This window comes from Methylobacterium sp. Leaf104 (genome assembly GCF_001422885.1).
Lineage (GTDB): Bacteria > Pseudomonadota > Alphaproteobacteria > Rhizobiales > Beijerinckiaceae > Methylobacterium.
This window is the reverse complement of the sequence record NZ_LMMZ01000001.1, coordinates 68,233-90,333: the sequence shown is the minus strand read 5'-3', so window position 1 is coordinate 90,333 and position 22,101 is coordinate 68,233. Positions and strand designations below refer to the sequence as shown.

18 protein-coding genes are annotated in these 22,101 nt (G+C 69.0%); all 18 read right to left on the bottom strand.

The features are described from left to right. Positions 1-62: 62 nt before the first annotated feature. The 18 genes from dnaE to nuoG all read right to left on the bottom strand — a co-directional run bounded on the left by dnaE (position 63) and on the right by nuoG (position 22,101). Entirely contained in the window at positions 63-3,572 is a 3,510-nt protein-coding gene (dnaE, locus tag ASF49_RS00430) for a DNA polymerase III subunit alpha (protein WP_056466054.1), read from the bottom strand. Positions 3,573-3,898: 326 nt separating this feature from the next. Further along, entirely contained in the window at positions 3,899-4,171 is a 273-nt protein-coding gene (locus ASF49_RS00425) for a Txe/YoeB family addiction module toxin (RefSeq protein WP_056466050.1), read from the bottom strand. Then, positions 4,168-4,422: a type II toxin-antitoxin system Phd/YefM family antitoxin gene (locus ASF49_RS00420; protein WP_056466044.1), complete on the bottom strand. Its 255-nt coding sequence runs from the start codon at positions 4,420-4,422 to the stop codon at positions 4,168-4,170. The genes ASF49_RS00425 and ASF49_RS00420 overlap by 4 nt, the downstream gene beginning before the upstream one ends. Positions 4,423-4,502: 80 nt before the next feature. Next, positions 4,503-5,228: an ABC transporter ATP-binding protein gene (locus tag ASF49_RS00415; RefSeq protein ID WP_056466042.1), complete on the bottom strand. Its 726-nt coding sequence runs from the start codon at positions 5,226-5,228 to the stop codon at positions 4,503-4,505. 13 nt (positions 5,229-5,241) lie between these two features. After that, positions 5,242-6,546 (bottom strand): lipoprotein-releasing ABC transporter permease subunit, encoded by a 1,305-nt coding sequence (locus ASF49_RS00410; protein ID WP_056466039.1) that lies wholly within the window; start codon positions 6,544-6,546, stop codon positions 5,242-5,244. A gap of 9 nt (positions 6,547-6,555) precedes the next feature. Then, positions 6,556-7,881: a proline--tRNA ligase gene (gene proS, locus ASF49_RS00405; protein ID WP_056466038.1), complete on the bottom strand. Its 1,326-nt coding sequence runs from the start codon at positions 7,879-7,881 to the stop codon at positions 6,556-6,558. Positions 7,882-8,545: 664 nt separating this feature from the next. Then, complete coding sequence (locus tag ASF49_RS00400) at positions 8,546-8,881, bottom strand: DUF1467 family protein (protein WP_200929991.1); 336 nt, start codon at positions 8,879-8,881, stop codon at positions 8,546-8,548. A 5-nt stretch (positions 8,882-8,886) separates the two neighbouring features. Then, positions 8,887-9,291: a methylmalonyl-CoA epimerase gene (mce, locus tag ASF49_RS00395; protein WP_056466035.1), complete on the bottom strand. Its 405-nt coding sequence runs from the start codon at positions 9,289-9,291 to the stop codon at positions 8,887-8,889. A 297-nt stretch (positions 9,292-9,588) separates the two neighbouring features. Then, positions 9,589-11,262 carry a ribonuclease J gene (locus ASF49_RS00390; RefSeq protein ID WP_056466032.1) on the bottom strand — a complete coding sequence of 558 codons (1,674 nt, stop codon included), beginning with the start codon at positions 11,260-11,262 and terminating at the stop codon, positions 9,589-9,591. A gap of 14 nt (positions 11,263-11,276) precedes the next feature. Continuing rightward, positions 11,277-12,056 carry a biotin--[acetyl-CoA-carboxylase] ligase gene (locus ASF49_RS00385; protein WP_056466030.1) on the bottom strand — a complete coding sequence of 260 codons (780 nt, stop codon included), beginning with the start codon at positions 12,054-12,056 and terminating at the stop codon, positions 11,277-11,279. A gap of 4 nt (positions 12,057-12,060) precedes the next feature. Continuing rightward, positions 12,061-13,503 (bottom strand): NADH-quinone oxidoreductase subunit NuoN, encoded by a 1,443-nt coding sequence (nuoN, locus tag ASF49_RS00380; RefSeq protein ID WP_056466028.1) that lies wholly within the window; start codon positions 13,501-13,503, stop codon positions 12,061-12,063. A 12-nt stretch (positions 13,504-13,515) separates the two neighbouring features. Continuing rightward, positions 13,516-15,039: an NADH-quinone oxidoreductase subunit M gene (locus tag ASF49_RS00375; RefSeq protein WP_056466025.1), complete on the bottom strand. Its 1,524-nt coding sequence runs from the start codon at positions 15,037-15,039 to the stop codon at positions 13,516-13,518. A gap of 31 nt (positions 15,040-15,070) precedes the next feature. Next, a complete protein-coding gene (gene nuoL, locus ASF49_RS00370; RefSeq protein WP_056466023.1) occupies positions 15,071-17,170 on the bottom strand; it encodes an NADH-quinone oxidoreductase subunit L in 2,100 nt (699 codons plus the stop codon). Positions 17,171-17,319: 149 nt separating this feature from the next. Further along, complete coding sequence (nuoK, locus tag ASF49_RS00365; protein WP_056089088.1) at positions 17,320-17,625, bottom strand: NADH-quinone oxidoreductase subunit NuoK; 306 nt, start codon at positions 17,623-17,625, stop codon at positions 17,320-17,322. Positions 17,626-17,668: 43 nt separating this feature from the next. Then, entirely contained in the window at positions 17,669-18,289 is a 621-nt protein-coding gene (locus tag ASF49_RS00360) for an NADH-quinone oxidoreductase subunit J (protein ID WP_056466021.1), read from the bottom strand. A gap of 182 nt (positions 18,290-18,471) precedes the next feature. Further along, positions 18,472-18,960 carry an NADH-quinone oxidoreductase subunit NuoI gene (gene nuoI / locus ASF49_RS00355; protein WP_055947361.1) on the bottom strand — a complete coding sequence of 163 codons (489 nt, stop codon included), beginning with the start codon at positions 18,958-18,960 and terminating at the stop codon, positions 18,472-18,474. A 24-nt stretch (positions 18,961-18,984) separates the two neighbouring features. Then, on the bottom strand, positions 18,985-20,007 hold the full coding sequence (gene nuoH, locus ASF49_RS00350) for an NADH-quinone oxidoreductase subunit NuoH (RefSeq protein WP_056466019.1): 1,023 nt from the start codon (positions 20,005-20,007) through the stop codon (positions 18,985-18,987). 12 nt (positions 20,008-20,019) lie between these two features. Beyond that, positions 20,020-22,101, bottom strand: a complete 2,082-nt coding sequence (gene nuoG, locus ASF49_RS00345; RefSeq protein ID WP_056466009.1) for an NADH-quinone oxidoreductase subunit NuoG — start codon at positions 22,099-22,101, stop codon at positions 20,020-20,022.

Here is a 22,101-nt window from a genome sequence, read left to right as displayed (position 1 = left end):
GGTTCTGTCCCTAGCCGACGCGCCCGTCCGAAAAGTCCGGGCGCCCGCCTCGGGACGGCGCCTCAGTTCACCTCGACCTGCACCACCCCCGGCACGGCCCGGAGCGCCCCGGCGATCTGGGGCGTGGCCTGGTAGCGGCCCGGCAGCTTGACTTCGACCTCGCGGGCACCGTCGAGGAGCAGGATGAGGGAGACCTCGCCCTCGCCGCGCACCTGAAGGCGCTGCTGCACGCTGGGGATCGGGCGCTCGTCGCGCAGGTAGACGCGCATGCCCTTCTGGTGGCGGGCCACCGCCACGTCGAGGGGCTCGGCCGTCATGATGCGGGCGCGCACGTCCTCGCCCTCCAGGTTGGCCTGGAGCTGGAGCACCAGGGGACGGCCCGGCTCCAGGATCTCGCGGTACTGGCCGAGGCCTTCGGAGAAGATGATCGCCTCGAAATGCCCGGTCTGGTCCGAGAGGATGACGATGCCGAGCTTGTTGCCGGTCTTGGTCCGGCGCTCCGAGCGGTCGAGGACCGAGGCCGCGACGCGGCCCACGCTGGTGGTGCCGGCCCGCACCGCCCGGCAGAACTCGGCCCAGGTCTGGACCCGCAGCTTGCCGAGGAGGTCGCCGTACTCGTCCAGCGGATGGCCCGAGAGGAAGAATCCGATCGCGTCGTATTCCTTCTTGAGCTTGTCGGCCATCGGCCAGGGATCATAGGGCGGCACCCGCAGGGTGACGTCCGCGGCGGTGATCCCGCCGAACATGTCGTCGATGCCGGTGCTGGCCGCCTCCGCGGCCCCCTGGGCGAGCTTCATCATCGGCTCGATGGCGGCGCAGGCCCGGGCGCGATCCGGCTCGATGGTGTCCATCGCCCCGGCCGCCACTAGGTTCTCCAGGGTGCGCTTGTTGAGCATGCGCGGGTTGAGGCGGCGCGCGAGGCAGGCGAGATCCTTGAAGGGCCTGTCGCCCCGGGCCTCGATCAGGGCCTCGACCGCGCCCCGGCCCACGCCCTTGATCGCCGCCAGCGCGTAGTGGATGCGGCCCTCGCGCACCTCGAAGCCGACGCCCGAGGTGTTGATCGAGGGCGGCTCCACCGTGATCTTCAGCCGCTGGGCGTCCTGGCGGAATTCGGCGAGCTTGTCGGTGACGTCGATGTCGAGCTGCATCGCGGCGGCCAGGAACTCCACCGGATGGTTCGCCTTCAGGTAGGCGGTCTGGTAGGTCAGCAGGGCGTAGGCGGCGGCGTGTGACTTGTTGAAGCCGTAATCGGCGAACTTGGCGAGCAGGTCGAAGATCTCGTTGGCCTTGGCCTTGGTGAGGTCGCGCTCGACGCAGCCCTTCACGAAGCGGTCGCGCTGGGCGTCCATCTCGGCCTTGATCTTCTTGCCCATGGCGCGGCGGAGCATGTCGGCCTCGCCGAGCGAGTAGCCGGCGAGCACCTTGGCCACCTCCATCACCTGTTCCTGGTAGACGATGATGCCGAAGGTCTCCTTGAGGATCGGCTCCAGCTTCTCGTGCGGGTACCAGCTCGCCTCGTTGCCGGCATCGCGCCCGAGCTTGCGCTCGCAATAGACCGGGATGTTGGCCATCGGGCCCGGGCGGTAGAGCGCCACCAGGGCGATGATGTCCTCGAAGCGGTCGGCCTGCATCTCGACCAGCGCCTTGCGCATGCCGGCCGATTCCACCTGGAACACGCCCACCGTCTCGCCGCGCTTCATCGGCGCGTAGGTCTTGGGATCGTCGAGGGGCAGCGAGGCGAGGTCGACGATGATGCCGCGCTTGGCCAGGAAGTCGGTGCAGCAGCGCAGCAGGGTCAGGGTCTTCAGGCCGAGGAAGTCGAACTTGACGAGGCCCGCGGCCTCGACCCACTTCATGTTGAACTGGGTCACCCGCATGCCGGTCTTCGGATCGCGGTAGAGCGGCACGAGCTGCTCCAGCGGACGGTCGCCGATGACGACGCCGGCGGCGTGGGTCGAGGCGTGCCGGTGCAGGCCCTCGAGCTTCTTCGAGATCTCCATGAGGCGGGCGACGATCGGCTCCTCCTCGATCGCCTGCTGGAGCTTCGGCTCGCCCTCGATGGCCTGGACCAGGGTGACGGGGTTGGCCGGGTTCTGCGGCACGAGCTTGGTCAGCTTGTCGACCTGCCCGTAGGGCATCTCCAGGACGCGGCCGACGTCGCGCAGCACGCCACGGGCCAGCAGGGTGCCGAAGGTGATGATCTGCGCCACCTGCCGCTCGCCGTAGCGCTGCTGCACGTACTGGATCACGCGCTCGCGACCCTCGACGCAGAAGTCGATGTCGAAATCCGGCATCGAGACGCGCTCGGGGTTGAGGAAGCGCTCGAAGAGCAGGCCGAAGCGGAGCGGGTCGAGATCGGTGATGAGCAGCGACCAGGCCACCAGGGAGCCGGCGCCGGAGCCGCGGCCCGGACCCACCGGGATGTCGTGGTCCTTGGCCCACTTGATGAAGTCCGACACGATCAGGAAGTAGCCGGGAAACTTCATGCCCACGATGACGTCGAGCTCGAAGGCGAGACGGTCGCGGTAGACCTGCTCGGTCATGCCGGGCGCGGTGCCGTGCTGGGCGAGGCGCAGTTCGAGGCCGGCCTCGGCCTGCCGGCGCAGCTCCGCCGGCTCGTCGAGGGGCGGCGCCGCCGCGACGGCGGGAACGGCCTCGGGCGCGGCGGCGTCGAGGGCGGCGACGACGCCGAAATTCGGCAGGATCGGCTTGCGGGTGCGCACGCGGTAGGCGCAGCGCATGGCGATCTCGACGGTGGCGTTCAGGGCGTCCGGCAGGTCGGCGAAGAGCGCGGCCATCTCGGCCCGGGTCTTGAAGCCGTGGCGCGGGGTCAGCCTGCGGCGGCGGTCGTCCGAGACGAGGCGGCCATCCGCGATGGCCAGCAGCGCATCGTGGGCGTCGTAATCGCCCTCGCGGGCGAAGAACGGCTCGTTGGCCGCCACCACCGAGAGGCCGTGGCCGTCGGCGAGCCGCAGCAATTCCCGCTCGACCCCGCGCTCGTCGGCGAGGCCGTGGCGCAGGATCTCCACGTAGAGGCTGTCCTCCCCGAAGGCCGCGCGCAGCTGCGCCAGGCGGCCGGCGGCGAGCTCGGCCCGGCCCATCCTGAGGGCGCTGTCGAGGGGTCCCGTGGAGCCGCCGGTCAGGGCGATCAGGCCGGCGCTCGACTCGGCGAGCGCCGCGACGGTGACCCGGGGCGCGTCGCCCAGAGCGACGTCGAAATAGGCCCGGCTCGCCAGCCGCAGCAGGTTGCCGTAGCCGGTCTCGTCCTGTGCCAGCAGCACGACGTTGGCGCAGGACGCCTGTGCCTGCCCGACGCGCGCCATCGGGTCGGGCGCTTCGAAGGCCACGGTGAGCTGGAGGCCGGGGATCGGCTGGATGCCGGCGCCGGCGGCCTTCTCGGAGAATTCCAGCGCGCCGAACAGGTTGTTGGTGTCGGTGAGCGCCAGCGCCGGCTGCCGGTCGGCCAGGGCGGCCTTCACGATGTCGCCGACCTTCAGGGCCCCTTCGAGCAGGGAGAACGACGAATGGACGTGGAGGTGGACGTAAGCCGGGTCTTTGAGGATGCGCGCCATCCCTGCACCAGAGCGCCTCGCCGTGAAGGAATCCATGCCGGACCGCCGGCCACCCGCGGTTTGGCTGTGGAGAGTTCCGGTCTGTGCCCGGGCCGCAACGCTATCGCAAGGGCGCCAATGCGACAGCCCAGGCGGCGATGGACACCGCCAGGAGCCCGAAGGCCATGAACTCGACCGCACCCGTCAGGATCATCCGCTTGAACATGGGCATCGCCTTTCGTTGACGTCCCGAGTTTTGTTCTTGTTTTGTTCTATGTAAAGGCCGGATCGGATCCGGTGCGGAACAGGGTAAACGGTTCGTGAAGCTGCACAGGGCCGGACGATGACTAGCCGTCGTAGTGCCAGCGGCATTGGAGGATCTCGAGGGCCTGCGCCGCCCCCTGGCCGGCGACCCGGTAGACCAGGCGATGCTCGGCGGTGATCCGGCGCGACCACCAGCCCTTGAGATTGCCTTTCAGGGGCTCGGGCTTGCCGATCCCCTGGAACGGATGGCGCTGCGCCTCCGCGATCAGCGCGTTGACGCGCTGGAGAATCGTGCGGTCGGTCGCCTGCCAGTGGAGGTAATCGTCCCAGGCATGGTCCGACCAGACCAGCTTCACGGCTGGATCAGGTCCCGCTCCGTCCCGGCGCCCGCGTCGAGCTGCGCCATGGCGTCCGTCAGACGGCGGGCATTCGCGGGCGTCCCGAGGAGGTGAAGGGTCTCCCGCAGGCTCTCGAACTCGGCCAGCGGCAGGATCACGAGATCCTCGTGGTTCTGCCGCGTCACCACCAATTCCGTCCGGTCGGTCTCGACGCGGTCGAAATGGGTCGCGAGGTTCTTGCGCAACTCGCTGAAGCCGACATGGGTCATGGAGGGCGCCCTCGTATGTACGCGTTCCTGTACGTAGTCGCGCGGGTGCCGCGGAGCAAGGATTCGCCCGTCCCGTCCCGTCAGGGCAGCTGCTCGATCAGCCCGTCCCGGATCGTCACCCGCCGGTCCATGCGGGCGGCCAGATCCATGTTGTGGGTGGCCACGAGGGCGGCGAGGCCGGAGGCGCGCACCAGCGAGACCAGGATGCCGAAGACGTGGGCGGCGGTGTGCGGGTCGAGATTGCCGGTGGGCTCGTCGGCGAGCAGCAGGCGGGGCCCGTTGGCCACCGCGCGGGCGATGGCGACGCGCTGCTGCTCGCCGCCCGAGAGCTCGGCCGGCCGGTGCAGGAGACGCTCCTTCAGGCCGAGGAAGCTCAGGAGCTCGCTCGCCCGCGCCCGCGCCTCGCGCTGCGAGAGCCCGCGGATGAGCTGCGGCATGACCACGTTCTCCAGGGCCGAGAACTCGGGCAGGAGGTGGTGGAACTGGTAGACGAAGCCCATCTCCTCGCGGCGCAGGCGGGTGCGCTCGGCATCCACCATCGCGGCGGTCGGGCTGCCGCCCACGTAGATCTCGCCGCCATCCGGCCGCTCCAGCAGGCCGGCGAGGTGCAGGAGCGTGCTCTTGCCGGCGCCCGAGGGCGCCACCAGGGCGACGAGCTCGCCCGGCCAGATCGCGAAATCCGCCCGACGCAGGATCTCGAGGGCGCCGGCCCCTTCGCCGGCCCCTTGCGCGTAGCGCCGCTCCACCTTGGCGAAGAACAGGGCCGGGACCGGCTGCGCGCCGGGCGCCTCGGCTTTCGTGGTCATGGATGTTCGGGCCTCAGCCGTAGCGCAGGGCCTGCACCGGATCGAGCCGGGCGGCGCGCCACGAGGGATACAGCGTCGCGATCAGCGACAGGGCGATGGAGGTGACCACCACCACGGTGATCTCGTTGGCGTTCATCTCGGCCGGGATCTCGGCGAGGAAACGCACGGTGGGGTCCCAGGCGGAGGGGAACAGCACCCGCTGGATGCCCTTGATGTTCATCGTGATCAGGATGCCGAGCGCCAGGCCGCTCAGAGTGCCGACCACGCCGATCAGCGCGCCGTTGATCAGGAACACCCGCATGATGGTGCCGGGCGTCGCCCCCATGGTGCGCAGGATGGCGATGTCGCTCGACTTGTCGCGCACCAGCAGGATCAGCCCCGAGATGATGTTCAGGGTCGCCACCACGACGATCAGGCTGAGGATCAGGAACATCACGTTCCGCTCCACCTCCAGGGCGCCGAAGAAGGTCCGGTTGCGCTGGCGCCAGTCGGTGAGGAGCACCGGGCGCTCGGCCGCCATCTCGAGGTCGGCCCGCATCGCGCCCACCGCCTCGGCATTGTCGAGATAGATCTCGATCAGGCTGACATCGGCGTCGCGGTTGAAGAAGGCCTGGGACTCGGTGAGCGGCATGAACACGAAGGTCGAGTCGAACTCGGTCATGCCGATCTCGAAGATCGCCTTGATGGTGTAGCCCTTGGTGCGCGGCGCCGTGCCGAAGGGGGTCGAGGCGCCCTTCGGCGTCAGCAGGTTGATCTGGTCGCCGGCCTGGACGCCGAGGGATTCGGCCAGGCGCCGGCCGATGGCGACGCCCGAGCCGTCGTCGAAGCCCTCGAGGCTACCGCCCTTGATGTTGCTCGCGATGGCGCCGATCTTGTCGAGGTCCTCGCCCCGGATGCCGCGGACCAGCACGCCGCTGCCGGCGCCGCCATAGGGCGACGAGGCGAAGGCCTGTCCTTCCACCAGGGGGATCGCGGCCCGGACCCCGGCGACCTTCGACAGGCGCTCGGAGAGGTCGGAATAATCGGTGAAGAGCTTGTCGATCGGGGCGACGAAGACGTGGCCGTTGATGCCGATGATCTTCGACAGGAGCTCCGTGCGGAAGCCGTTCATCACCGAGAGCACGATGATCAGCGTGGCGACGCCGAGGGCGATGCCGAGGAGCGAGAAGAACGCCACCACGGAGACGCCGCCGCCCCGGCGCCGGGCCCGCAGGTAGCGCCCGGCGATGATCCACTCGAACCCGGCGAAGGGTGGCGTGCTTCCGCGCCGGAAGCGGGCGCGAAGGCCCGCGAGCCTGTCCGTCAGGGTCGCCACCATTGGGGGGCCTCAGAGCCGCTTCAGGCGGGCGAGAAGGTCGATCGGGGCGACGCTCTCCCGCTCGCCGCCGGCCCGGCGCTTCAGCTCGACCTTGCCCTCCGCGAGGCCGCGCGGTCCGACGATGACCTGCCAGGGCAGGCCGATGAGGTCGGCCGTGGCGAACTTGGCGCCCGGCCGCTCGTCGCGGTCGTCGTAGAGCACGCTGAGGCCGGCCGCCTCCAGGGTGGCCTGGATCTCGCCGCAGGCGGCGTCGGTGGCGGCGTCGCCGGTCTTGAGGTTGATCAGGGCCACGTCGAAGGGCGCCACCGCGTCGGGCCAGACGATGCCGGCCTCGTCGTGGCTCGCCTCGATGATCGCCGCTACGAGGCGGCTCGGGCCGATCCCGTAGGAGCCCATGTGGACCGGGCGCTCGACGCCGTCGGGACCGGTGACCTTGGCGCCCATGGGCTCGGAATACTTGGTGCCGAAGTAGAAGATGTGCCCGACCTCGATGCCGCGCGCGGCCATCTGCTTGTCGCCCTGCACCTCGGCGAAGGCCGCCGGCTCGTGCATCTCGGAGGTGGCGGCGTAGAGCGAGGTCCAGCGGTCGACGGTGCCCTGGAGGGCGGCGACGTCCTCGAAATCGGTGGTGATCGGGGGGATCTCGAAGTCGAGATACTGGCTGTCGCAGTAGACCTCGCTCTCGCCGGTCTGGGCCAGGATGATGAATTCATGGCTGAGGTCGCCGCCGATCGGACCCGTGTCGGCCCGCATCGGGATCGCCTTCAGGCCGAGGCCCGCGAAGGTGCGCAGGTAGGCCACGAACATCCGGTTGTAGGCGTGGCGGGCGGCGGCCTGGTCGATGTCGAAGGAATAGGCGTCCTTCATCAGGAACTCGCGCGAGCGCATGGTGCCGAAGCGTGGCCGGACCTCGTCGCGGAACTTCCAGGAGATCTGGTAGAGGTTCTTGGGCAGGTCCTTGTAGGAGCGCACGCTGCCGCGGAAGATCTCGGTGACGACCTCCTCGGCGGTCGGCCCGAACAGCATCTCGCGGTCGTGGCGGTCGGCGATGCGGAGCATCTCCTTGCCGTAGGCCTCGTAGCGGCCGGATTCCCGCCAGAGCTCGGCCGACTGGATCGCCGGCATCAGGATCTCGATGGCGCCCGCCCGGTCCTGCTCCTCGCGGATGACCGCGCAGACCTTGTTCAGGACGCGCAGGCCGAGCGGCAGCCACGCATAGATGCCGGCCGCCTCCTGGCGCACGAGCCCGGCGCGCAGCATGAGGCGGTGGGAGACGATCTCGGCTTCCTTGGGCGTCTCGCGCAAGGTCGGCAGGAAGTAGCGGGAGAGACGCATGGAAGGCCCTGGAAACAGCGCGCCAGCGGGTCGGCGGCGCGCCCCGGCACACAACACATTGCATCGGGAAAACACAAGCGCGGAGGGGTGACATGGATCCGCAGCGTGGCGTTTCGTCTCCGAGGTCGCGGCTCCGTCGCGCGAAAGCTTGCCCGCCATTCCGGTAGAAAAGCGCAGGAATGTCTCACGAGGCAGGTGACAATGAGAATTGTTGTTCCTATAAGCGCGTCCGTGATGATTGCGCCGCCAAGCAGTGGCGCCACACGGTCCGAGTCTCGGGAGGAATTTCAGCCGCCACGCCGTCAGCAATGCGTGAGACAATCGAGGCTGAGCGAACGACCATCTTCATAAAAGCAAGGCTTAGGCCTTGCTTTTTTTATGCCTGAACGCTTGCGCGGGGCTGGCGCCGCCTCGCGCCGCCTGAGGCGCGTCGGTGTCCTCGGCCAAGGGCGGCGCGATCGCGGATCCCGTCCCCGGTGTCATTCCGGGGCGCCGCAGGCGCGTCCGGACCCGCAGGGGGCGCCAGCGGCGTGCGATCCCGAGCCGCCGACGGCCTAAGGTCCTGCACCACCTGCGTTTCCGGATCCCGGACGCCGCTGCGCGGCCCCGGGATGACGCGGTGCTGCACCGGCGGCGCCTGCGTGAACCCGGTCGCGCCGTCGCCTCAGAGGCCGGCGAGCTCGAAGACCTGGACCGCCACCAGGAAGACGACGCTCGCGAGAACGGAGGTGAGGATCGCCTTCTCGCGCAGGCGGGGGGCGGCGGGCGCCCCCGGATCCTGGCCGGGCACGATCCGCTCCGGGTCGGTCTCCACCTGGTTGCGCAGGGGCAGGATGACGAAGAGCAGGGTCCACCAGACCACGAAGTAGAGGGCGAGCGCGCCGAACACGGTGAGCTTGAACAGGCCCACCGCGAGCACGACCACCGCTGCGAGCACCACCACCATCACCGCCAGGGTGCGCAGGGTGGAGGCCGCCAGGGTCTGGAGGATGGCGCTCATCCGGGTCAGACCTGCTCCAGCTCGACCAGCGTGCCGAGGAAGTCCTTCGGATGCAGGAACAGCACGGGCTTGCCGTGGGCGCCGATCTTCGGCTCACCGCTGCCGAGGACGCGGGCGCCCTGGGCCTTCAGCTGGTCGCGGGCCGCGATGATGTCGTCGACCTCGTAGCAGACGTGGTGGACGCCGCCATTGGGATTGCGCTCGACGAAGCTCTCGATGGGCGAGCCCTCGCCCAGCGGCGACATCAGCTCGACCTTGCTGTTGGGCAGGTTGACGAACACCACGGTCACGCCGTGCTCGGGCTGCGGCAGCGGCTCGGTCACGGTGGCGCCGAGGGTGTCCCGGTAGATGGCGCAGGCGGCGTCGAGATCGCGGACCGCGATGGCGACATGGTTCAGGCGTCCGATCATGGTTTGCTCCCTTTCCTTCCGAAACCGTACCGCCACCCTTCCCCCGTCGAACCGGGCGATGTTCGACGGCATCGCGGTGTCCTTCCGGGGCGCCGCAGGCGAGCCTGGACCCGCAGGGGCGCGCCGGCGGCGTGCGATCCAGAACCGCCGACGGTGGAACGTCCTGCGGCACCGGCATGTCTGGATCCCGGGCTCCGCCGCGCGGCCCCGGGATGGCGGCGTGCCGCGCGAGGGCGTCTCACGCAACACGCCGTATCGAGCGCCGTCTCTGCCCCGCGGAGGGGGAGGGTTCGGTCTCTAGACCTCGACCACCTGCACGTGGCAGGCGGGCTTCTTGCCCCAGACTTCGTTGACCGCCGAGCGGATCGCGCGGTCGACGGCCTTCTCGACGCCCTCGGCGTCCTTGCGCTTCGGCTTCGACAGGCCCGAGAGCGTGCGCGACACGCACTCCACGACGACGTCGAGCATCGCCTGGCCGTTGCGGCCGCGATTGGGCAGGCCGATGATGTCGATCGCGGGCTCGCCCAGGATCTCGCCCTGGACGTCGATGGCGATGGCCACCGAGACCAGGCCGGCCTGAGAGAGCTTGCGGCGCTCGGGAATGGCTCGGTCCTTGGCGTCGATCAGGACGTTGCCGTCCTTGAACAGGCGCCCGGCCTTGACGTGGTCGACGATCTCCGGCGTGCCGGGCGCGAGGCGCACGACGCTGCCGTTGCGGGCCTTGACGATGTTGGGCACACCCTGGGCCCGGGCGAAGCGCGCGTGCTCGTCGAGGTGCAGGGCCTCGCCGTGGACGGGGATCGCCGTCTGCGGACGGGTCCAGGCATACATCTCCGCCATCTCGTCGCGCCGGGGATGGCCCGAGACGTGGACGAGCTTCGTGCGGTCGGTGACCACCTCGATGCCGGCATTGATGAGGTCGTTGATGATCGCCCCGACCGCCCGCTCGTTGCCGGGGATCGCCCGCGACGAGAAGATGACGCGGTCGCCCGCCGCCAGGGTGATGTCGGGATGGTCGTCGCGCGAGACCCGGGCGAGCGCGGCGCGCTCCTCGCCCTGGGAGCCCGTGAGCAGGGCCACGACCTTGTCGCGCGGCAGGTAGCCGTAGCTGTCCGACGAGCGGAACTCCGGCAGGCCGTCGAGGAATCCGCATTCGCGGGCGACCGCGATGACGCGGTCCATGGCGCGGCCGACGGCGATCACCTCGCGTCCGCAGGCCTGGGCGGCCTCCGCCACCGCGCGCATGCGGGCGACGTTGGAGGCGAAGGTCGTCACCGCGACCCGGTGGGGCGCGTCGGCGATGAGCTCGCGCAGGGTGGCGGCGACCTCGGCCTCGCTCGGGGAGCGCCCCTCGCGCACGACGTTGGTCGAATCGCTGATCATCGCCAGGATGCCCTCGTCGCCGAGCGCCCGGAAGGCGCTCTCCGAGGTCACGTCGCCGAGGATCGGGGTCGGGTCGAGCTTCCAGTCGCCGGTATGCAGCAGGAGGCCGTGCGGCGTGCGGATGGCGACCGCGTTCGACTCGGGGATCGAGTGCGAGACGGGGACGTACTCGATCTCGAACGGGCCGATCTGGACCCGGCGGCCGGCCTGGATCTCCTTCAGGATGACCTTGGGCGCGCCCGGCTCGCTGAGGCGGCGGGCCTCCAGCAGGTTCTTGGCGAAGCGCGTCGCGTAGACGGGCGCCTTCAGCTTGGGCCACAGCTCGCCGATCGCGCCGATATGGTCCTCGTGCGCGTGGGTGATGAAGATGGCCAGGAGGTCGTCCTTGCGCTCCTCGATGAAGCTCAGATCCGGGAACATCAGGTCGATGCCGGGGAATCCCTCCTCGCCGGCGAAGCCCATGCCGCAATCGACCATGATCCACTTGCGCCGCTTCGGGGGGCCGAAGCCGTAGAGCGCCGCGTTCATGCCGATCTCGCCCACGCCGCCGAGCGGCACGAAGACGAGTTCGTCTTGCCCTGTCGTCATTGTCCGTCCAAACCTCAAGCCGCCGTCGCGGCCGTTCCCAGATGCACCTCGCCCGCCGTCACGGTCCGTCGCGTCCCATCCTCCGATCGGACCACGAGCCGCCCCGCCTCGTCGATCGTCTCGAAAATTCCGTGTACGAGGGTATCGCCTGTCCGCACCGAAACCGACGCGCCGATCCCGGCCGCGTCAGCGATCCAGCGCTCGCGGATCCTCGAGAATCCGCGGCCACACTCCCAGAGTCGCGCAGCGTCGACGATGCCGTCCGTCAGGGAGACGAACAGATCCTCGGCGCGCGTGTCGTACTGCATCTGCCTGAGGCACGTGGCGCGATAAGGCAAGCCCTGTGGCGCCGCCGCGACATTGACACCGAAGCCCATCACCACCGCGCGGCGCCCGCCGGGGCGATTCTCGGCCTCCAGCAGGAGCCCCGCCAGCTTGGCGCCCGAGGCCAGCACGTCGTTCGGCCATTTGAGCCGGCACCCGGCGACGCCGCAGGCCGCGAGGGCCGAGGCCAGGGCGATCCCGGCGACGAAGCCGAGGGTCGGCACCAGGCCGGGCTCGACGTCCTCCACGGGCCAGAGCAGGCTGGCCGTCAGGTTTCCGGGCTCGGAGACCCAGGCGTTGCCCCGCCGGCCCCGGCCGGCCTCCTGCCGGTGCGCCACCACCCAGAGCGGCCCGGCCTCGCCGGCGCGAAAGCGCTCCAGCGCCTCGGTGTTGGTGGAGCCGAGGCGGTCGTGGACGTGGAGGCGGTGTCCCTCCCCCCGCGCCAGGGTGCCGAGCGCGTAGCCGCCCAAGGACCTAGAACAGCGACTTGGCGGCGGCGCCCGCGGCCCCGACGAGGGGACCCGGGACGATCCCGAGCAGCACGACGACCAGGCTCGCCAGGGCGAGGACGATGCGGGGCCCCGGGGCCATCGGCTCGTAGGCCGCCACCGGTTCGTCGAAATACATCACCTTGACGACGCGCAGGTAGTAGAACGCGCCCACGACGCTGGTGACGACGCCGATGACCGCCAGGGTCACGAGGCCGGATTGGATGGCGGCGAGGAAGACGTAGTATTTGGCGAAGAACCCGGCCAGCGGCGGGATGCCGGCCAGCGAGAACATCATCGCGGCGAGGCAGAAGGCCATCACCGGATGGGTGCGCGACAGGCCGGCGAGGTCGTCGACGGTCTCGAACATCTGGCCGCCGCGGCGGAGCGACAGCAGCACCGCGAAGGCCCCCAGCGTCATCGCCAGGTAGATGATCATGTAGACCACCACGCCGCTGACGCCCGCCTGCGACCCGGCCGCGAGTCCGACCAGGGCGTAGCCGACATTGCCGATCGAGGAATAGGCCATCAGGCGCTTGAGCGAGCGCTGGCCGATGGCGGCGAAGGAGCCGAGCGCCATGGAGGCGATCGCCACGAAGACGATGATCTGCTGCCAGACCGCGGTCACGTCCGGGAAGGCGCCGATGAAGATCCGCACCGTCATCGCCATGGCGGCCATCTTGGGCGCGGAGGCGAAGAAGGCGGTCACGGGCGTCGGCGAGCCCTCGTAGACGTCGGGCGTCCACATGTGGAACGGCACGGCGGCGAGCTTGAAGGCGACGCCGGCCGCCACGAAGACGATGCCGAGCACGATGCCGAAGCCCGCCGTGCCGTCGAGGGCCGCGACGATGCCGGGGAACGAGACCGTGCCGGTGAAGCCGTAGACCAGGGAGGCGCCGTACAGGAGCATGCCCGAGGAGAGCGCCCCGAGGACGAAGTACTTCAGCCCGGCTTCCGTGGATTTCAGGTTGTCCCGGTGGAAGGCCGCGATGACGTAGGCGGCCAGGGATTGCAGCTCCAGGCCGAGATAGAGCGCGATCAGGTCGTTGGCCGAGGCCATGACCATCATGCCGATGGTGCAGAGGAGCAGCAGGATCGGGAACTCGAACCGGTCGATGCGCTCGCGCTGGAAGTAGTCGCGCGCGAGCAGGATCGAGGCCGCCGAGCCCAGCAGGATCAGCGCCTTCATCACCTTCGAGAAGTTGTCGACGATGAAGGAGCCGTTCAGGGTGGTGACCTTGGCCCCCGACTGGGACATGACCGCGAACAGCGCGACGACCAGCAGGATCAGCGCGCCGACATTGACGCCCTCGGCGGAGCGCTCGCCCCGGAACGCTCCGTAGAGGATCAGCACCAGCACGCCGATGCTGAGGATCAGCTCCGGCAGGGCGGGCCCGAGCGCGGGCATGACGATCTGAGCGGCGTTCATCGGGTCAAGCCTTCAGCGCGACGCGGGCGGCAGGGTGGCCGCGGCGGTCTGCGTGTTCGAGAGCGCGGTCCGCATGCTCTGCATCAACGCTTCCGTCGAGGGCGCGAAGGTGTCGAGCACGGGGGCCGGGTGGACGCCGTAGTAGATCGTCAGCGCGACGAGCGGCGCGATGATGATCTTTTCGCGAAGGTCGAGATCCAGGATGCCCTGGAGGTTGGGCTTCTCGAGCTTGCCGTAGATCACCCGCGCGTAGAGCCAGAGCGCGTAGCCGGCCGACAGGATGATGCCGAATACCGAGAAGAACGCCACGGTCGGGTTGGCCCGGAAGGCGCCCATCATGGCGAGGAACTCGCCGACGAAGCCGGAGGTGCCGGGCAGGGCGACATTGGCCATCGTGAAGACCATCATGGCCGCCGCGTAGAGCGGCATCCGCTTCACGAGGCCGCCATAGGCCGCGATCTCGCGGGTGTGCATCCGGTCGTAGACCACGCCGACGCAGACGAAGAGTGCGCCGGAGACGATGCCGTGCGAGATCATCAGGAACAGCGCGCCCTGGATGCCCTGCTCGTTCATGGTGAACAGGCCGAGCGTCACGAAGCCCATATGCGCCACCGAGGAATAGGCGATGAGCTTCTTGATGTCGGTCTGCATCAGGGCGATCAGCGAGGTGAAGATGATCGCGATCACCGAGAGGGCGAACACCATCGGAGCGAAGGCGTGGGAGGCGTCCGGGAACATCGGGAGCGAGATCCGGATGAAGCCGTAGCCGCCCATCTTCAGAAGGATGCCCGCCAGGATCACCGAGCCGGCCGTGGGCGCCTCCACGTGCGCGTCGGGCAGCCAGGTATGGACCGGCCACATCGGCATCTTCACCGCGAAGGAGGCGAAGAAGGCCAGCCAGAGCCAGGTCTGCATCCCCGTGGGGAAGCGGGTGTGCAGCAGGGTCGGGATGTCGGTGGTGCCGGCGTGCCAGTACATCGCCATGATGGCGAGCAGCATCAGCACCGAGCCGAGCAGGGTGTAGAGGAAGAACTTGAAGCTGGCGTAGATGCGCCGCTTGCCGCCCCAGATGCCGATGATGAGGAACATCGGGATCAGACCGGCCTCGAAGAACAGGTAGAACAGCACCAGGTCGAGGGCGCAGAACACGCCGATCATCGTCGTCTCGAGGACGAGGAAGGCGACGAAGTACTCCTTCACCCGGGTGTTCACCGAGAGCCACGAGGCGCCGATGCAGAACGGCATCAGGAAGGTGGTCAGCAGGATCAGCGGCATCGAGAAGCCGTCGACGCCGAGCTTGAACCGGGTGGCCTCGCTCAGCCAGGCATGGGTCTCGACGAGCTGGAAGCTCGCGGTGGTCGCGTCGTAGCGGCCCCAGGCCACCAGCGAGAGCAGGAAGGTGGCGAGCGTGGTGATGAGCGCGGCCCAGCGGGCGTTGCGCTTCGAGGCCTCCGTCTCCTCGCCCAGGGTGAGGATGAAGGCCGCGCCGCAGAGCGGCACGATCAGGAGGCCGGAGAGGATGCCGAGGCCGAACATTAGCGGGCGCTCCGATACGTGACAGCGGCCATCAATGGGCGACCTTGGGCAAGCCGGTCAGCATGTACCAGCTGATGAGGGCGGCGACGCCGACGAGCATGACGAAGGCGTAGTGGTAGACGTAGCCGGTCTGGAAGCGGACCACGCCGCGGGTCACGTCGAGGACGCGGGTGGCGATGCCGTCCGGTCCCATGCCGTCGATGACGCGGCCATCGGCCTCCTTCCAGAGGAATTTGCCGAAATCCTTGGCCGGACGGACGAAGATCCGGTCGTAGAGCTCGTCGAAGTACCACTTGTTGAGCAGGAACCGGTACAGGCTCGGCTGCTGCGCGGCGAGCTGGCCCGGCAGTTCGGGCCGGCGGATATACATCCAGTAGGCCAGCACGAAGCCGATCAGCATCATGATGAAGGGCGAATAGGCCACCAGCGCCGGCACCGAATGGATGTCGTGCATGATGTGGTTGTCGGGGCCGTGTCCCAGGGCGTGGCCCCAGAACGATTCCATGCCCTCGCCGATGAAGCGGTTCTTGAAGATCAGGCCGGCGAAGAGGGCGCCGAAGGCCAGGATGCCGAGCGGGATCGTCATCACCAGCGGGCTCTCGTGCGGCGTGTGCGTATGGTCGTGGTGCTCGATGGCGCTGTGCGAGGCCGGCTCGACGTCGTGGCCCTTGTCGTCGTGGGCGACGCCCTCGTGGTGGCCGGGGACGCCGTCGGCCTGCGCCGAGGCATGCGCCACGGGGTGGGCGGCGTGATGGTCGTCGTGGTGAGCCGCCCCGTGGCCCGCCCAGCGGGCCGGTCCCTCGAAGGTCATGAAGAACAGGCGCCAGGAATAGAACGAGGTCATCAGCGCGGCGACGACGGTGCACAGGAAGGCCAGCGTGTGGCCGGGCCGGGTCGAGGCGTAGGCCGCCTCGATGATCGCGTCCTTGGAATAGTAGCCGGCGGTGAAGGGGAAGCCGATCAGCGCCAGGGTGCCGATGGTCATCATCGCCGAGGTGAAGGGGATGTAGCGGCGCAGATTCCCCATGTTCCGCATGTCCTGCTCGTGGTGCATCGCGTGGATGACCGAGCCGGCCCCGAGGAACAGCAGCGCCTTGAAGAAGGCGTGGGTGAAGAGGTGGAACACGGCCGCCGAGTAGGCGCCGACGCCGAGCGCCACGAACATGTAGCCGAGCTGCGAGCAGGTCGAGTAGGCGATGACGCGCTTGATGTCGTTCTGCACGAGGCCGATCGTGGCCGCGAAGAACGCCGTGATGCCGCCGATGACCGTGACCACGACGAGGGCGTTGGGCGCGAGCTCGAACAGTGGCGACAGGCGCGCCACCATGAACACGCCGGCCGTCACCATGGTGGCGGCGTGGATCAGCGCCGAGACCGGGGTCGGGCCTTCCATCGCGTCGGGCAGCCAGGTGTGCAGCAGGAACTGGGCCGACTTGCCCATGGCGCCCATGAACAGCAGCAGGCAGGCGAGCGTCAGCGCGCTCCAGTCGTAGCCGAGGAAGTGGAAGGTCGCGTCCTTGATCTCGGGCGCCCGGGCGAAGATGCCGTCGAAGGCGATGGAGCCCGTGAGCACGAAGACGAGGAAGATGCCCAGCGAGAAGCCGAAATCGCCGACGCGGTTGACGATGAAGGCCTTCATGGCGGCGGCGTTGGCCGAGGGCTTCTCGTACCAGAACCCGATCAGCAGGTAGGAGGCGAGGCCGACGCCCTCCCAGCCGAAGAACATCTGCACGAGGTTGTCGGCCGTCACCAGCATCAGCATGGCGAAGGTGAAGAGCGACAGGTAGGCGAAGAAGCGCGGCCGGTGCGGGTCCTCCGCCATGTAGCCGATCGAGTAGAGGTGCACGAGGGTCGAGACCGAGGTCACGACCACCAGCATGATCACCGTCAGGGTGTCGACGCGGAAGGCCCAGTCGACCACGAGGTCGCCGGCGGTGAACCAGGTCGCGACCTGCACGCGGGTGGCGTGCTCGGTGCCGGGCACCTCGAGGAAGGCGCCCCAGGACAAGAGCGCCGAGAAGGCGAGGAGGCCGGTGGTGATGCCCTCGCTGAGCTTCGGGCCGAGCTGGCGGCCGAACAGGCCGGCGAGCAGCGCACCGACGAGCGGGAGGAAGACGATCGCGTGATACATCGCTGGCTTGTCCGGCCTCCTGGGGTGCGCCCGGACCCCGCGCGACGCGCAGGGGAGCCGGGGCGGCGCCCTGTGGGGTTCGTGTCACCGCCCTGGCGGCGCGAGGACCGCGCCGCCGGGCGTCGAAGGGTGTTCGCCTCGGGTCCCGATCAGCCCTTCATCATGTTGACGTCCTCGACCGCGATCGAACCGCGGTTTCGGAAGAACACGACGAGGATGGCGAGGCCGATGGCCGCTTCCGCCGCCGCCACGGTCAGCACGAACAGGGCGAAGACCTGTCCGGTGATGTCGTTGAGGTGGGTGGAGAAGGCGACGAGGTTGATGTTCACCGCGAGCAGGATGAGCTCGACGGACATCAGGATGACGATGACGTTCTTGCGGTTGATGAAGATGCCGAGCACGCCGAGCGTGAACAGGATCGCGGCGACCGTCAGATAGTGGCTCAGGCCGATCATCGGATAAGGCTCCCGCTCTCTGCCGTTCGAGGTCCGCCGGCCATCAGACTTCTACGCCCTGGCGGGAGGGCACCTTGCGGGTCTCCACCGCCATGCCCTGGGTCCGCGCGTTCTGGACGTTGATGTTCTGGCGCTTGACGCCGGGGCGGTCGCGCAGGGTCAGCACGATGGCGCCGATCATCGCGACCAGCAGGATCAGGCCGGCGAGCTGGAAGAAGAAGACGTAGTCCGTGTAGAGCACCCGGCCGAGCGCCTGGGTGTTCGTCACCGCCTCGGCGCTGGCGACCGGGCCGAGGGGGGCCTGCACGAGGCCCGGATCGATGGTCCAGGAGCCGACCACGAGCAGCAGCTCGATCAGGAACACCGCGCCGATCAGCGCGCCGATGGGCAGGTATTGCTGGAAGCCCTGGCGCAGCTGCGCGAAATCCACGTCGAGCATCATCACGACGAACAGGAACAGAACCGCGACCGCGCCCACGTAGACGACCACGAGGATCATCGCCAGGAACTCGGCGCCCATCATCACGAACAGTCCTGCGGCGTTCACGAAGGCCAGGATGAGGAAGAGCACGGAGGCCACGGGATTGCGCGAGGCGATCACCATGAAGCCCGAGGCGATGGTCACACCTGCGAACAGGTAGAAGAAGGCAGCGGCTGCGCTCATGCGATTCTAGAGATCAGCCGTCCCGAGGACGGCCCCTTCTGCCGAAATTGTGCCACGGCCCACCGGCCGCCCGTCTATAGAACCCACCCCTGCGGTGCACAACCGCCTCGGCGGTGTCCGGCCGGCTCCGTGGGCACGGAATCGGCCGGCTGTCTCATCCGCACCCGGCGAACGCCGTCCGCTCAGCGGTAGGGCGCGTCCACCGCGAGGTTGCGCGCGATCTCGCGCTCCCAGCGGTCGCCGTTCAGGAGGAGCTTCTCCTTGTCGTAGAGCAGCTCCTCGCGGGTCTCGACCGAGAACTCGAAGTTCGGCCCCTCCACGATCGCGTCTACCGGGCAGGCCTCCTGGCACATGCCGCAATAGATGCACTTGACCATGTCGAGGTCGTAGCGGGTCGTGCGCCGGGTGCCGTCGTTGCGGCGCGGGCCGGCCTCGATGGTGATGGCCTGCGCGGGGCAGATCGCCTCGCAGAGCTTGCACGCGATGCAGCGCTCCTCGCCGTTGGGATAGCGGCGCAGGGCGTGCTCCCCCCGGAAGCGCGGGCCGCGATGGCCCATCTCGAAGGGGTAGTTGATCGTGGCCTTCGGCTTGAAGAAGTACTTCATCGCCAGGACGAACCCGGACGCGAACTCCTTGAGCAGCAGACCCTTAGCGACCTGATCGAGCTTCATGGCTCGGATCTCCGTGAGGTGTTGTCAGGCGCCCGGCGCGAGGCCGGTGAGCTTGAGGACAAAGGCGACGACGATGACCGAGACGAGCGAGAGCGGCAGGAACACCTTCCAGCCGAGGCGCATGAGCTGGTCGTAGCGGTAGCGCGGCACCATGGCCTTCACCATGGCGATCATGAAGAACAGGAAGCTGGCCTTGAGGGCGAACCAGATCAGGCCCGGCACCCAGGTGAAGGGCGCGAACGGGATCGGCGAGAGCCAGCCGCCCAGGAACAGCACCGTGCCGAGGGCGCACATGGTCATGATGGCCACGTACTCGCCGAGCATGAAGAGCAGGTACGGCGTCGAGGAATACTCGACCATGTAGCCGGCCACGAGCTCCGATTCGGCCTCCGGCAGGTCGAAGGGCGGGCGGTTCGTCTCGGCCAGCGCCGAGACGAAGAACACCACGAACATCGGGAACAGCCAGAGCCAGTACCAGCCCAGGATGCCCAGGGATGTGTCCTGCGCCATGACGATGCGCGAGAGGTTCAGGGAGCCGGCGCAGAGCAGGACGCAGATGATGACGAAGCCGAGGGAGACTTCGTAGGAGATCATCTGCGCGGCCGAGCGCAGGGCGCCCAGGAAGGCGTATTTCGAGTTCGAGGCCCAGCCGCCCATGAGGACGCCGTACACGCCGAGCGACGAGATCGCGAAGATGTAGGTGATGCCGACGTTGAGATCGGCGATGGCCCAGCCCTCGGCCAGGGGAATCACCGCCCAGGCGGCCAGCGCCAGGGTGGCGAAGACCAGGGGGGCCAGCAGGAACAGCGTCTTGTTGGCGCCGGCCGGGATGACCGGCTCCTTCAGGACGAACTTCAGGAGATCGGCGAAGGACTGGAACAGGCCCCAGGGTCCGACCACGTTCGGGCCGCGCCGGAGCTGCACCGCCGCCCAGATCTTGCGGTCGGCGAGCAGGGCGTAGGCGATGAAGACCAGCAGCAGCGCCAGGAGCACGAAGCTCTTGAGCGCCAGCAGCAGGACGGTGCCGAGGATTTCCCAGAAGGTCATCGCAGGAGATCCTTATTCGGCCGCTTCGAGGCCGCGCACCCGCGCGAGGCTCGAACATTCGGCGAGCACGCGCGAGGCGCGGGCGATCGCGTTGCTGAGGTAGAAGTCCGGCACTGCCGCCGCGAAGGCGGTCCGCGTCGGTTCGCCGCTCAAGGCCGACAGCCGCTCCACCGTGGCCACCGCGTCGCTCGGCGCGATGGCGTCGAGGGCGGCCAAGTGCGGATGCTCGGCATAGAGCGCCCGGCGCAGGGCGCCCAGCGAATCGAACGGCAGGCGCTTGCCCAGCACGTCGGACAGGGCGCGCAGGATCGCCCAGTCCTCGCGGGCATCGCCCGGCGGGAAGCCGGCGCGGTTGGTGGTCTGCACCCGGCCCTCAAGGTTGACGTAGGTCGCGCTCTTCTCGGTATAGGCGGCCCCCGGCAGCACGACGTCGGCGCGCGTGGCGCCCTGGTCGCCGTGGGTGCCCTGGTAGATCACGAAGGCGCCCGGTCCCACCGCGACCTCGTCGGCACCCAGGTTGTATACCACGTCGAGGGAGCCCCCCTGCGCGATCCCCGCGAAGTCGAGACCGCCCTCCCCCGGCACGAAGCCGAGGTCGAGGGCGCCGACCCGGGCGGCCGCGGTCTGGAGCACGCCGAAGCCGTTCCATTCCGGCGTGACCGCGCCGATGTCCCGGGCGAGCCTCGCCACCGCGGCGAGGATCGCGGCGCCGTCGGGCCGGGCGAGCGCACCGGTGCCGACGATGATCAGCGGCCGGCTCGCGGCCTTCAGCGCCTCGACGAAGCTGTGCTGACCGGAGGCCAGGTCGGCCAGGGTCTCCGGTCCGGCACCCAGATAGGTGTGCGGATAGGTGAGGTCGACGGGCTCGCCGATCAGGCCGACCGCCAGCGGACCCATCCGCCAGCGCTTGCGGATGCGCACGTTGAGGAGCGAGGCCTCCAGGCGCGGGTTGGTGCCCACGAGCAGGATGGCGTCCGCCTCCTCGATCCCGGCAATTCCGGTGCCGAGGGTGTAGGCGGCCCGGCCCCATACCGGGTCGATCGCCTCGCCGGCCTGACGGCAATCGAGGTTCGTCACCCCGAGGGCGGTCGTCAGCGTCTTGAGGGCGTAGATCTCCTCCACGCCCGCGAGGTCGCCCACCACCGCGCCGATCCGCTTCGGGTCTGTGCCCTTCACCCGGGCGGCGATGGCGGCGAACGCCTCTCCCCAGGAGGCCGGGCGCAGGCGGCCGTTCTCGCGCAGGTAGGGCCGGTCGAGGCGCTGGGTGCGCAGGCCGTCCACGGCGTGGCGGGTCTTGTCGGAGATCCACTCCTCGTTGATCCCCTCGTGCACGCGCGGCTCGATCTGCATGACCTCGCGGCCGCGGGCATCGACCCGGATGGCACAGCCGACCGCATCCATCACATCGACGGATTCGGTCTTCGACAGCTCCCAGGGCCGGACCTCGTAGCTCTGCGGCTTGTGGACGAGGGCGCCCACGGGGCAGAGATCGGCGACGTTGCCCTGAAGCTCGGACCCCATGGCGGATTCGAGGTAGCTCGTGATCTCCATGTCCTCGCCGCGCCCGATGGCGCCGAGGTCCGGCACGCCGGCCACCTCCGCCAGGAAGCGGACGCAGCGGGTGCAGTGGATGCAGCGGTTCATGGCGGTCCGCACCAGCGGGCCGATATACTTCTCCTCGACGGCGCGCTTGTTCTCGCCGTAGCGGGTCGAGTCGACGCCGTAGGCCATCGCCTGATCCTGCAGGTCGCAATGGCCGCCCTGGTCGCAGATCGGGCAGTCGAGCGGGTGGTTGATGAGGAGGAACTCCATCACCCCCTCGCGCGCCTTCTTGGTCTGGCCCGAGCGCGTCAGCACCTCCGGCGGCTCGCCGTTGGGGCCAGGCCGGCAATCCTTCACCGCATAGGCGCAGGAGGCGACCGGCTTCGGCGCGCCCTTGAGCTCCACGAGACACATCCGGCAATTGCCCGCGATGGACAGCCGCTCGTGGAAGCAGAAGCGCGGGATTTCCGCGCCTGCGGCCTCGCAGGCCTGGAGCAGCGTGTACTCCGCCGGAACATCGACCTCGGTGCCGTCGACGACGATCTTGGTCAT